The organism is Candidatus Vondammii sp. HM_W22, assembly GCF_022530855.2.
Lineage (GTDB): Bacteria > Pseudomonadota > Gammaproteobacteria > Chromatiales > Chromatiaceae > Vondammii.
On the sequence record NZ_CP099567.1, the window covers coordinates 2,246,309 to 2,258,785 of the forward strand.

General features: G+C 50.1%; 15 protein-coding genes and 1 pseudogene. 1 reads left to right on the forward strand and 15 read right to left on the reverse strand.

The window, feature by feature from the left end:
- Positions 1–38 precede the first annotated feature (38 nt).
- The 12 genes and pseudogenes from MN084_RS12395 to sucC form a co-directional block, all read right to left on the reverse strand.
- Positions 39–569 carry a type VI secretion system domain-containing protein gene (locus MN084_RS12395; protein ID WP_320416400.1) on the reverse strand — a complete coding sequence of 177 codons (531 nt, stop codon included), beginning with the start codon at positions 567–569 and terminating at the stop codon, positions 39–41.
- Positions 553–1,011 carry a type VI secretion system domain-containing protein gene (locus tag MN084_RS12400; protein ID WP_330178079.1) on the reverse strand — a complete coding sequence of 153 codons (459 nt, stop codon included), beginning with the start codon at positions 1,009–1,011 and terminating at the stop codon, positions 553–555. The genes MN084_RS12395 and MN084_RS12400 overlap by 17 nt, the downstream gene beginning before the upstream one ends.
- A gap of 52 nt (positions 1,012–1,063) precedes the next feature.
- Entirely contained in the window at positions 1,064–1,360 is a 297-nt protein-coding gene (locus MN084_RS12405) for a type VI secretion system ImpA family N-terminal domain-containing protein (RefSeq protein WP_241086185.1), read from the reverse strand.
- Positions 1,353–2,486 (reverse strand): type VI secretion system-associated protein VasI, encoded by a 1,134-nt coding sequence (gene vasI, locus MN084_RS12410; protein WP_277400286.1) that lies wholly within the window; start codon positions 2,484–2,486, stop codon positions 1,353–1,355. Before vasI ends, MN084_RS12405 begins: the two co-directional genes overlap by 8 nt.
- A complete protein-coding gene (locus MN084_RS12415; RefSeq protein ID WP_330178080.1) occupies positions 2,467–2,709 on the reverse strand; it encodes a type VI secretion system baseplate subunit TssF in 243 nt (80 codons plus the stop codon). The genes vasI and MN084_RS12415 overlap by 20 nt, the downstream gene beginning before the upstream one ends.
- A gap of 50 nt (positions 2,710–2,759) precedes the next feature.
- Entirely contained in the window at positions 2,760–3,155 is a 396-nt protein-coding gene (tssE, locus tag MN084_RS12420) for a type VI secretion system baseplate subunit TssE (RefSeq protein ID WP_241086184.1), read from the reverse strand.
- A 57-nt stretch (positions 3,156–3,212) separates the two neighbouring features.
- Positions 3,213–4,685, reverse strand: a pseudogene (tssC, locus tag MN084_RS12425) (type VI secretion system contractile sheath large subunit).
- A 223-nt stretch (positions 4,686–4,908) separates the two neighbouring features.
- Positions 4,909–5,475 carry a type VI secretion system contractile sheath small subunit gene (gene tssB / locus MN084_RS12430; RefSeq protein ID WP_241086567.1) on the reverse strand — a complete coding sequence of 189 codons (567 nt, stop codon included), beginning with the start codon at positions 5,473–5,475 and terminating at the stop codon, positions 4,909–4,911.
- 816 nt (positions 5,476–6,291) lie between these two features.
- Positions 6,292–6,630 carry a P-II family nitrogen regulator gene (locus MN084_RS12435; protein WP_241086183.1) on the reverse strand — a complete coding sequence of 113 codons (339 nt, stop codon included), beginning with the start codon at positions 6,628–6,630 and terminating at the stop codon, positions 6,292–6,294.
- A gap of 107 nt (positions 6,631–6,737) precedes the next feature.
- Complete coding sequence (locus MN084_RS12440) at positions 6,738–8,351, reverse strand: NAD+ synthase (protein WP_241086182.1); 1,614 nt, start codon at positions 8,349–8,351, stop codon at positions 6,738–6,740.
- Positions 8,352–8,589: 238 nt separating this feature from the next.
- The gene (gene sucD, locus MN084_RS12445) at positions 8,590–9,459 is read right to left on the reverse strand and encodes a succinate--CoA ligase subunit alpha (protein ID WP_241086181.1); all 870 of its coding nucleotides are present in this window, start codon (positions 9,457–9,459) and stop codon (positions 8,590–8,592) included.
- Between the two features lie 24 nt (positions 9,460–9,483).
- Complete coding sequence (sucC, locus tag MN084_RS12450) at positions 9,484–10,647, reverse strand: ADP-forming succinate--CoA ligase subunit beta (RefSeq protein ID WP_241086180.1); 1,164 nt, start codon at positions 10,645–10,647, stop codon at positions 9,484–9,486.
- Between the two features lie 94 nt (positions 10,648–10,741).
- On the opposite strand from sucC, the gene MN084_RS19790 reads away from it, so the two are divergent.
- Complete coding sequence (locus MN084_RS19790) at positions 10,742–10,966, forward strand: PP0621 family protein (RefSeq protein ID WP_445083829.1); 225 nt, start codon at positions 10,742–10,744, stop codon at positions 10,964–10,966.
- Between the two features lie 49 nt (positions 10,967–11,015).
- Here MN084_RS19790 and MN084_RS12455 read toward each other — a convergent pair whose 3' ends face one another.
- The 3 genes from MN084_RS12455 to MN084_RS12465 form a co-directional block, all read right to left on the reverse strand.
- Entirely contained in the window at positions 11,016–11,207 is a 192-nt protein-coding gene (locus MN084_RS12455) for a hypothetical protein (protein ID WP_241086179.1), read from the reverse strand.
- A gap of 299 nt (positions 11,208–11,506) precedes the next feature.
- Positions 11,507–11,659, reverse strand: coding sequence for a hypothetical protein (locus MN084_RS12460; protein WP_241086178.1), 153 nt, complete (start codon positions 11,657–11,659; stop codon positions 11,507–11,509).
- A gap of 98 nt (positions 11,660–11,757) precedes the next feature.
- On the reverse strand, positions 11,758–12,237 hold the full coding sequence (locus tag MN084_RS12465) for a pilin (RefSeq protein ID WP_241086177.1): 480 nt from the start codon (positions 12,235–12,237) through the stop codon (positions 11,758–11,760).
- Between the last annotated feature and the right edge of the window lie 240 nt (positions 12,238–12,477).

The following is a 12,477-nucleotide window of genomic DNA, read 5'->3' on the forward strand; positions in this document are numbered from 1 at the left end:
GCGCCAGATACTCCGGCTCCCACTCGGAAACCTGCATTTCACCAACCCGTTCGGCCGCCGCCGCTATCATGTCTTGCATCAGCCGGGAGAGCCCTGCCTGGTGCATTCTTTCTCCCGTCATAAGTTTCATCACGGGGTGAGCCCGCCTCCCGCTGGTAGCGCTCGATGGTCTCAAGCACGGCTGCTATGCCCTGCTCCAGATAGAGTTCATCCAGCTCTGTTTGCAGGGCATTCCATTCAGGTAATGTGTGCCCTGCCGCTACGTTGCTCACGTTGCCCGAAAGGGGTTGCTCTTCGCCTCGCCCGACCGTCTGCCGGCGTGCATCCAGAAAGCTCAACCCGCCCTTGAAACGGCCTTCACCTATCTGCGGGAGGCGTTTCAGCAGGTTCTCGACAGCATGCCGAATGGAGTCAGCCACCCGCTGATACCCCATGGCTTCGGCTACTTTGCCGGTAAGCAGGCTGCCACTGATCCAAAAAGGGCTTGCCGCCACGCTGTTTTCAACTTTAATCAGTAGTTCCAGGCCTGCATTGCCGTCATTCAGCTGTTCTTCATAACCGGCAATCACGTCGCCGGGGGGCGGGCATTAATTCGCTTTCTCCCTTTGCGTTGGCCGGTGGTAACGATTGGATGCCGCTCCAGAGTGCGTAGCGGCGAAGCGCATATCCCAGGGGATCTTCCGGGGTATCGGCATTGATACGGACAGACAGTTCGAGCAACTGTTTCTTGCGTTGACGCTCGCCACCGGGGTCGCTGGCTTGCACGGGGGTGGTCTGCTGCGTCTGACCGGATACGCTCCCTGTTTGTTTCAGCGGTTCTTTGCCTGCAGGGGGCCGCTTCAGTGCGGCCAGTGTCTCGTTCAGCTGGGGCAGCGTTGAATTGACTTTTCGCCTCTTCAGCTGTTTAACCAGCAACGCATTGGTGCTGGCCAGTTCTTCGATCTGTTCTGCGGTCATCGGCCCGGTAAGCCGCTTATCGGCTACTTTCTTGATTCGAGTCACTGCCTGCACAACTATTTTTCTACGCACACTTATCCCAGCATTACCCGGCGAGGGATATCCGTTACTCCAGTAGTTGTTCAGAAGCCCGACCAACAGATGCATGCTGTCGCAAAGCCCCCTGGTGTCCCCGCTTGAGCAACCAACAGGTAATCAGGTGAACCACCACGCGAAAATGCTTGCATTCATTCTGCAAAATCTGGCGGCATAGCTGTTCGACGCGCTCCCATTCAATATCGTCTTGATGCAACGAGCCGTACTTCATCATCTGCACGTCCAGCTCTTCAAAGGACTCACTCTCTTCCTGGCAGTTTCCACTTGTCCGCTTTTGTGCAAAGGGTTGCAGCAGTTGCTCAATCATGCCGGAGGCGCCTTGGCAATAGAGCCCTGCTAACGGCACCGCTCCAGTGGCAGGAGGTTTGAAGCGGCAGAATCTGTTCGGGCATCGCCGCTACGTCGAAGGTCACTCCATCGATCACCTCTTGTCCGCTGGTAAATATGAGTCTTTTAGCTCCCAACAGCTTTTTCGCCACTCTGATGCTGGGTATACCATGACCGGCATCAACGATGTGCCCACCGCCGATTATCTTCCATTGGTCGTCCAGGAGTATTTTGCCATTTTCGTTCTTTATCCTGATGTCCAATCTTGTCGTCGGTATCGGATCGGGAAGGATCAGCTGCAGTCGGGTAATGTTGTCAATACAGGAGAGTGCGAATACCGGCCGGGTGCCAATGGCCCCGATGGCAGGAACCGAGATGATGACTCGATGCTGTTCGGCCGCCGGGTGTTCCAGATCTGAGGTCACCCGCAGGCTGTAGTCATTTTTCTGCCGGAGTTGCTCATGAGCGTTGACGGCCTCGATAATGCCGTAATTGGGCCGATGTTCCTGGGGCAAGGCGATGGTTTCTATATACGCAGGTGTTTGAAACAACTGATCGAAACATGCCAGCCGCTGAATGGATGCACGTATCTCTGTACACGCGGATGGCTGCAGGTTGCCATGTTGACTCGCCATCACCGGATGTGTAATCACTCCTATTGCAAACAGCACATCGAAGACATTTCTTGGGTAAGGGAGCAATGCCTCTTCCGGGGAAAAACCCAGCCGTTCAATCTCACTTGAGGATAGCCGCTTCTCTCCGCCCGATGTTTTTATAACAATGGCATCCAGATAGCGAAACACCCACATATAAATTGTTAAAGCAGTGTAAGCATCGCCACTGAGATAAAAATCAAGATAATTGCATTCGATGCTATTAAGCGGTTGCTCTGCCAGCGTTTTCAATGAGATCGATATAATGGTCTTATCCCGACTGTGTGACTCTCTGACATCCTCAATAACCAATGGGTAGACATCAAGATCCGCTGTGGTGTGGAAGTAGCATCGCTCATTATCAACTAAACTGGACAGCAGCAATGTATCTTTAGGGACGACCTTATGGTTCGTAATTGACTTGGAAGTCGGATCAAATCGTACAATCGTCATCGACGGGACGGGACGTAGATAGTTGGGCCATAATAAATTTGAGGAGTGAACAGATCAGCTCTGGAAAATCATCTTCAATTTTTTCCCGCAGGCGCGCACTCAAAAACGCAAATCCTTCAAGCAGGCGTTCAACATCCGGGTCTGAGCCTTCTTCCGCAAGAAAACGCGAAAGTTGCGGATGCCGCAGAGCAAAGCTCTTGCCTTGTAAACGCAGAAATGACAACTCATCCCGATACAGCTGTTGTAACCTAGTGGTCATAATGAAAGCTGTTTTCACCTCGAAGAATTGTGCAGTGCCGATTTAATCCATTCATCGCCATGTCTATTTCTATGCTTTTCCTGATAATCGCCCGCCTTTATATAACCGGAGATACTGAAATTAAGCTCCAGCGGAAATTCAGCCCTGGGTTTATATACAACGCTCTCTATGGTAACCCGGGGTTCATAATCTCTGATTGTGTTACTAATGTTCTCTACCATGGCGAGAATCATGTCCGATGCGCCAACCGCAGCACCGTTGAAGTCTGCAAGGCCAAACTCAGGCGAACTGCTCGCCCCTCCTTGGCGTGCATTTAAAATTATCTCCAAATGCCGCTTGATAGCGGCGGCTTTTTCGGCCGCCGCCAGCTTTTTTTCAGGTTTACGGAGAGGCGCTTTCTCTGCCTCCAATCGCTCAAAGAAACTACCTGTCGATGGCGTATTCACGAGTAATAAAAACCCTGGAAGCTATTCTTTATCAAGTTTTCCAACCAAAGATAGTTCGAAATTAGCGCCCATGTATTTGAAATGCGGACGTACAGACAGTGCCACCTTGTACCAGCCAGGATCACCCTCTACATCCATCACCTCGATTGTTGCCGCACGTAGCGGACGACGGCTTCTTACGTCCGATGGAGGGTTTTCCTGATCGGCGATATATTGCTTGATCCATACGTTAAGCTCACGTTCAAGATCCTGACGCTCCTTCCATTAGCCAATCTGCTCACGTTGGAGCACTTTGATATAATGCGCAAGGCGATTAATGATGAACATATAGGGCAACTGGGAACCAAGTTTGTAGTTGGTCTGGGCCTCTTGCCCCTCTTTGGTTTTTGCAAAAACTTTTGGCCGTTGTACAGAATTAGCCGAAAAGAAGGCGGCATTATCGCCGCCTTTCCTCATGGTCAATGAAATGAAACCCTCCTCGGCAATCTCGTACTCCTTTCGGTCGGTAATAAGAATCTCTGTGGGTATCTTTGCCTGAAGCTGTCCCATCGACTCAAACAGATGAACAGGAAGATCTTCTACTGCACCACCGCTTTGCGGACCGATGATATTCGGGCACCAGCGATATTTTGAAAAACTCTCGGTCAAACGAGTCGCCATCAAAAATGCCGTGTTTCCCCAGAGATAATTTTCATGATCGCCATCGATAGTTTCGGCATAATTAAATGTCCGTGCCGGGTTTTCGAGTGGATCATAGGGTGTTCTCAGAAGAAAACGGGGCATCGTCAAACCCAGATACCGGGAGTCTTCATTCTCTCTCAATCCTCGCCATTTTGTAAACTTTGGCCCTTCGAAAATATCTTTGATATCTTTTAGATTGGGCAGTTCTGTATAGCTATCGATGTTCAGGAATTCACAACCCGCCGCACTGATAAACGGTGCATGAGCCATAGCACCTACCGCCGCAACGTAATTGAGCAATTTAATATCTGGCGATGAAGGCCCAAACGTATAGTTTGCAATAACCGCCCCAACAGGCTCGCCACCAAACTGACCATAACCCGAGGAATAAACATGCTTATACAAACCGCTCTGGGTTACTTCAGGCGAGAAATCAAAGTCGTCCAACAGCTCTTCTTTTGTGACATGGATCATTTCGATCTTAATGTTTTCACGAAAGTCAGTGCGGTCGATCAAAATCTTTAAACCTTTCCAGGCAGCCTCCAAATTTTGCACATCTTTATTATGAAGTATTGCATCGGTCTGCTTGCCCATCTTGCTGTCGATCTCTGCAATCATCTGATCGACGAGACGCTTATTTATCGGCTCAACCGCGTCATTAGTCTTGATCATCGCAGAGATAAATTCTGCGATACCTTTTTTCGCGATTGAATACTCGCCTTCGCCAAGTTTCATACGGGTTTGAACCATTATCTGTTCGATCAAACCAAGGCTTTGTTTGTTTCCAACTGATCCTGCTTGTGTTGCTTCCATTGTTCTCCCTCTTGTTTGTACGAATTACCAGACGGGTTGAGCTATTCGACTTACTTTATAGAACCTCTGATTAATTTCGGATCGGATAGATGAAACGTTCCGGATCAATGCGAAAAACCAAGTAATAGCAAACTATCACAATGATTCTCAACACAGAGCCGAGAGGTTTTAGCCGCCAGATGCTGTAATTCAGGAGTTGATCATGGGTTCTTTATATATTCAGCTACTTCTTTGCTTTGTTATCTGAATTATCATCATCTGCCCCCAACGCCTCACCATTGTTTTTCTCCTCATCGTCAGTCAATACACGATCCAACTCTCCAACAAGCTCTTCACGCAGCGCCTTGTCTTCCAACAACTCCTGAATCTTGAGTCGGAATGAAGGCACATTGCCCAAAGGCCCCTTCAACGCCACCAGTGCCTGACGCAATTCCAACAGTTTACTAAGCTCAGGGACATTCTCAACAATACTGTCTGGAGAAAAACTAGCCAATGAGGAAAAATTCAATTCGACAGGTATAGTCGCACCCTCATCAGGCTCACTGGAAAGGTGATCATCCACTGAGATATCGACCTTCAAATTCGCCTTTTCCATTACAGAGTTAAAGGTGGTCTTATCGATACGAACCGAGTCTCTCTCCTCCAGCGGCTGATCTTCACCTTTACCCTTGAAATCACCGATCACCACCAGACGTAAGGGCAGTTCGATCTCTGCCATTTTGTCTCCTGTTGCCGGAACATACTTGATATTGATCCGCTCCTTGGGAGCGACAGAACCGTCTTTTGCCATCATGGCCTCCTGTTTTCCAAAAAATGTCTGGACTGTTAACTCAAAGCTAAACCATATGGAGGGTGGGAAGAGGAACAAGCCGCATCCTTGCAATCAGACGATACGTTTCTGTGTCCCTGGTGAAAATCCATCTCTCCATACCGAACAAGTGACTACACCAATGGCGTAGAATAATATTTCTATATTGTGACCCAGGCCAATGATTTTTGTTCCCAAAAGAGCTTTAGATTAATTCTGGATCGGATGGATGACGAGTTGACGTCTTCTGGATCAAAGCGGAAATTGCAGGTAATAGCGGATTATTGCCAATATTTTCAACGCAGAGACGGGCGATTTCAACTCGCCAGACACCGATTCATGAATTGATCAGAGGTGCCCTAATTAAGTAAAATCAGGTATCAGTCAGCCTCATCTCTGCCGTCATCTAACTTCTTCCCACGTCATTAATTTATAACACGGAGTGGTTTATGAGTGGCTCTTGCTCATTGGAAAGCCTGACCTGCCAATTTATTATTCTGAGGGATTCGCACTATATAACGCTTCGGTGGGACAAGCCAAGTCAGCAAGTGGCCTCGAGGTACGGCTGGAAACCAAATCAAACGGCCATTCTGCCGGTTAAAACCGGTTGTGAAGTGTGAAGGCTGTCCTGCCGGGCTTCGTGTAAAAATGAGAGTTTGAGTTTTCGTTAGCGCAGAGTTCGCAGAGTATGAGGACCAGAGGAAACAGAATAATCCTCTGCGAGCTCTGCGCTTCCTTGTGATCGTTTTTCGGCTATCCAAGTATAAAAAACCAAGCCGGAAACCAACCAAAGAGAACTCAGATGGCCGCCTCATCCTCTTCACCGGTGCGGATACGGACCACTTTTTCCACCGATGTCACAAAAATCTTTCCGTCGCCGATTTTTCCGGTACGTGCAGCGTTGGTTATTGCATCGATACACTCGTCCAGCTGAGATTCAACGATCACCACCTCAATTTTCACCTTGGGCAGAAAATCCACCACGTACTCCGCACCACGATAGAGTTCTGTATGACCCTTCTGGCGACCGAAGCCTTTCACTTCAGTCGCGGTCATACCGGTAATACCCACCGCTGAAAGTGCTTCACGGACATCGTCCAGTTTAAACGGCTTGATGATGGCATCCACTTTTTTCATTGCTATTGAGCTCCTTTTACACTCAGGTATTGCAACAATTCACGATCACCCCAGATCCTCCCTTAAGTAGGTGAGTCCTAGGACTTACTTGCAGCATTATACTGCTATCAAAAGCCGCTGGTAAGCGGGTAGCGTCTGTCCCGACCAAAAGCCCGTTTGGTAATTTTGACTCCGGGCGGGGCCTGCCGACGCTTATATTCATTTCTGTCGACCATGCGAGTTATCCGCCGAACGACCTCTTCATCAAACCCTGCGGCTGTAATTTCGCCGACCGCCTGATTTTTTTCGACATAGAGCTTCAGAATCTGGTCAAGTATCTCATAGGGAGGCAGAGAGTCCACATCCTTCTGATCTGGCGCTAACTCCGCCGATGGCGGACGCTCAATCACCCGAAGAGGAATCACTTCTGCCTGCCGGTTTCGATACCGGGACAAACGGTAAACCATCAGCTTTGGCAGATCTTTGATTGGTGCGAATCCACCCGCCATATCGCCATAAAGTGTGGCATAACCTACAGACATTTCGCTTTTATTACCGGTTGTCAGCAGTATTTTTCCTTTTTTATTACTGATTGCCATCAGAACAATACCACGACAACGGGCCTGGATATTCTCCTCAGTGACATCTACTGTGGTCCCTGAAAACTCATCCTCGAGCATGCCGAGAAACGCATTTAAAGCGGGAGCAATCGGTATTGTCCGGTGGTTAACACCAAAAACCTCCGCCTCCTTAAGCGCATCTTCGTTGCTCATATCCGCTGTATAGCAGGACGGCATCATGACCACTTCCACCTGCCTGGGGCCTAAAGCATCGACTGCAATCGCCAGGGTCAGGGCCGAATCTATACCCCCGGAAAGACCGAGTACCGCCCCATGAAAGCCGTTCTTCTGCACATAGTCTCGCACCCCGTGTACCAACGCATTATAGATACCCTCTTCTTCACCGAGTGCCGGAGATATTTCGCCGGGGAGCGGTCGCAACTCTGATCCGCTGCCGGTATATTCAACCAGCGGCTGTGACTCTACAAAATAGTCCGTTCGCTGGGTCAATTCTCCCTTTGCATCAACCACAAACGAGCCGCCATCGAACACCAGTTCATCCTGACCTCCGACCAGATTAATATAGATAATAGAGAGCCCGCTCTCTTTGGCGCGTTTCTTCAGTAACTCTTCTCTCTCCGGCGCTTTTCCGGTGTGGAAGGGCGAGGCATTCAGATTCAGCAAAATCCGGGCACCGGCCTCAGCCGCTCTGGCAGCGGGCTCCTTGTACCAGACATCCTCGCAGATGGTAATGCCCACCGGAATTCCATTGATCTCAATGACACAAGGTGCATCGCCGGGTTCAAAATAGCGCTTCTCATCAAACACACTGTAGTTTGGCAACAGCGCTTTATAATACTCAGCCTGAATGATCCCGTTCCGGATCACTCCCGCTGCATTAAAAAGTTTGCCATTCTTGCGCCGGGGGTAGCCGAGTATCAGATCGATCCCGACAGCTTCACTACAGAGTCGCTCAAGGGCCTGGTCCACCCGTTTCAACAACTCAGGTCTGAGCAGCAGATCTTCAGGAGGATAGCCGACCAATGTCAGCTCGGGAAAAACCACTACGTGGGCCTGCTGTTCATCCCTTGCCCTGCGGGCCGCTTCAAGGACACGGTCGGCATTGCCGTCAATATCACCCACGAGGAGATTAAGCTGTGCCAGCGAGATTCTCAGGCTCAAAATTCCACCACTTATCTGATCAGATGAAAACCGCCACCGGCTCAATCGTCGGGGCGGTTACATTACAAATAAATCAATTAAGTTACTATATAACTCGTCGCCGTCCAGAAGCGATGCTGTTTTTCCCGCAAAGGCGCAGAAGATGCCAGGAAGACTATTTCATACGCTCTTGAATATAAGCTATAACTTTGCGATCTTGGCGTCTTGGCGAGAGTTACTGTTTATGGTTGAAGACGAATCAGCTCATCAGCTCAAGTACCCGCTTGCCTATCTCTGCCGGTGAACGGACGGTGACAACACCCGCGGCTTCAAGCGCTTCGAATTTACTATCCGCCGTGCCCTTGCCTCCGCTGACGATAGCCCCTGCGTGGCCCATGCGTTTTCCAGGAGGTGCCGTTACACCTGCAATGTAGGCAACCACAGGTTTCGACACATGTTGCTGGATGTAGGCTGCGGCATCCTCTTCTGCTGTGCCACCGATCTCGCCCACCATGACAATACCTTCGGTCTGAGGATCTTCTTCAAACAACTTGATACAGTCGATGAAGTTCATGCCGTGTATTGGATCGCCACCGATGCCGACACACGTACTCTGGCCCTGACCTGTCGTAGTGGTCTGGTAGACAGCCTCGTAGGTCAGGGTTCCGGAACGGGAAACGATGCCGATCTTGCCGGGCTTGTGGATCATCCCAGGCATAATCCCTATTTTGCAGCCACCCGGGGTAATGATACCCGGGCAATTGGGGCCAATGAGACGGCAGTCATAAGACTCCAGTGCCGCCTTCACTTTCAGCATATCCAGCACTGGAATGCCTTCTGTGATACAGGCAATCACTTTAACGCCTGCATCAGCCGCTTCCAGTATGGCATCGGTGGCAAAAGCCGCCGGTACATAGATCATGGTCGCTTCGGCACCGGACTGCTCCACAGCATCGTGTACCGTATCGAATACCGGCAGACCGAGATGAGTCTGCCCACCTTTGCCCGGGGTGACGCCGCCCACCACATGGGTACCGTAAGCAATCGCCTGTTCAGTATGAAATGTGCCTTGCTTGCCGGTAAAGCCTTGGCAAATTACCCGGGTGTTCCTATCTACGAGAATACTCACAATTTATGTCCTGTATCTGAATTTTCAGACGCTGGCGGCAGCGACGACTTTCTCTGCACCTTCAGCAAGATCCGCTGCAGTGGTAATGGCCAGTCCACTACGGGCCAGAATTTCCAGTCCCTGGGATGCATTAGTCCCTTCAAGGCGCACCACCACAGGCACTTTGACACCCACCTCCCTAATCGCATCAATGATGCCTTGGGCAATCAGGTCACAGCGAACAATGCCGCCAAAAATATTAACCAGCACGGCCTTGACTTTATCGTCGGAGAGAATCAGCTTGAACGCCTCGGCCACCCGCTCAGCGGTAGTACCACCACCAACATCCAGGAAGTTAGCAGGAGAGCCACCCTTAATCTGAACCAGATCCATGGTCGCCATGGCCAGACCCGCACCATTCACCATGCAGCCGATGTTGCCGTCTAGGGTAATGTAGTTGAGATCGTGCTCCCTGGCCTTTGCCTCCCGTTCATCCTCCTGAGTGGCATCCCGCATCGCCAGCAGGTCGCATTGGCGATAAAGCGCATTGTCATCCAGATTGATCTTGGCATCCAGGGCGACCAGCTCACCCTCTTTGGTTACCACCAGGGGGTTGATTTCGATCAGGCTGGCATCGCTGGCTACAAACAGCTCATGAAGCCCATTCATAAACTTCTGAAATGCCCGTATCTGGGGACCTTCCAGCGCCAGTGAAAAAGCCAGTTTCCGGCACTGGTAACCCTGCAGGCCAACGGCCGGGTCCACATGGATGGTGTGTATCTGTTCGGGTGTCTCTTCAGCCACCTCTTCGATGTTCATACCACCTGCGCTGGAGACCATAAACAGGATTTTCTTCTCAGCCCGGTCTACCAGTGCACTGAGATAGAGCTCCCGGTCAATCGACGTGGGTTTCTCAATCAACAGTGTATTGATCGGCAGGCCATGCTCCCCGGTCTGCTTGGTAACCAGCATACCGCCCAGCAAGCGCTCGGCCTCAGACTCCACCTGGTCCAGGGTATCGACCATAACCACGCCACCAGCCTTGCCTCTACCTCCGGCATGCACCTGTGCTTTAACCATCCAACGCTCACCACCAAGAGTCTGCGCAGCTTCCTTGGCTTCATTAACCGTTGCAGCAGGCAAACCTTCAGAAACCGGGATGCCATACTTCGCGAACAACTGTTTCGATTGATACTCGTGTAGGTTCATTCTTTATATACAACCTGTTCGCCGAAAAAATGCTATTCTGAGCCAATTCAGACGAATAATCAAAATTCAGAGCGTACCGCTATAAAATTGGCTTATGGGCTTCAGATTTCTCCTAGCCGCCCTTACCATCTGGGCTATCTATTTTCTCGTTCGCCGCGCCTATCTGCGTAAACGTGCGTCCAGCAAAACGAAAAACTTTAAACCTGCCGTAGACATGGTTCAATGCAAGTATTGCGGCACACACATTCCCTTGCCGGAGGCAATTGTGGAGAATGGGGTTTATTACTGTTGCAGAAAGCATTTGGAAGCTGATAAATAAAAGTCCGCCAAAAAAACAGCGTGAACTGATGTGGCGATGGCAATTAAGATCAGGCCGACGCCCCCGGCGGTAGAGAGTTGAAGGTGGGGTTCTCAGCCCTTGGAAGCGGCCGCGGGAGGGTGCTGTTATCTTTCTTGATACTGCCAAGGTCACCCAACAGATGAAGCCCGCCTCTTTGGGGAGACTCACCGCCGCCAGCATCGCCCATGAGATTCGCAATCCACTCAGATGCATCAGCCATGCAGAACCGCTGTTAAGTGAGTCACCGGTGGGGGAAAATCTGCGGCCATCCAAAAACTGGCACGTAATCAGACTCCGTCTATGTCAGCGGCAAATCGGGTACGGGAAGAAAAGAACTCGCCGCACATCTTATCCATAGCCAGGAGCCAAAAGGCAACCGTGAATTTTTTGGCCCGATAAAAGGCGGTTTTACCAGCGCCGCAGCGACCAACAAAGGGCTAGTCCAGGTAGCTGAAGGAGACACCTAAAAAATACAGAACCGCCAAAACAGATGGTTCTGTCAGGGCCTGTTAATACTCATCAATGCATCAATCGATAACCGATAAGCATAACAAGTGCGTCTTCGATACTCGTGGTGCGTTTCGGAACATCCTGCTCCAAAACGCACTCAATCTTCGACCACCTATTATTCCCCGGCTCTCCATCCACGGCCGCAGCGGATGTGATTTTCATCAGCTTATTCAATCAGTATTAACACATCCCAGTAACCGGGAAAGCTCAAAGCTCTTCCTAATCGAATCCAGCCAGAGCCCTCCCAAAGTGAGAAATTGTCATGTAGCGGGAATGGCGGCAGCCCTGCAAGAGCCAGGTAAATACCTCTTCACGACATCCGTACTAGCACCGCACTTGAATTCCGTAATCACAGACCCTAGACTAGCGACAGTCGCAACAACATCCCCAATATAAGGGGTAAGAGTAACTGTTTTGTCGTCAAGGTCAGAACGAATAGCCGCATTCATGGTAACTGTTATCAGTCCATCGCCATTGGTAGTGACAGACTTAACATACTTAGTGGAACCGCTGCTTTCACAGCCCCAGTTACCGCCACCTGGCCCTGCACCTACAGTCCCTGTCTGATAACCCTCTGCCACTACAGTACGACACGAAGCTGCTGCCAGAATCACTTCAGTCATCTTCGCCTTAGCAATATAGGTTTGATATGAAGGTAACGCGACCGCCGCCAGAATACCGATGATCGCTACAACGATCATCAGTTCGATTAATGTAAAACCGGATTGTAGCTTTCTCATTAGTTCTTCCTCTAATAATCATTAAAGTCCTTTAGAAAACACGAACATTCCTGTCAGGACTAACGCCCGCCAGAAAATCCATCCCTAAATCTCCTCCTTTGCCACCGAACAAAAAACCACGCCCCAACGTTTCTCACGAAGAAAAATACCTGAGTATTCAGAATCATCGCGCGCAAAACTAGAGCAGGTCAACCATTATGGCACTATAATGGCATCAATATACACCACTTTATTTACCGC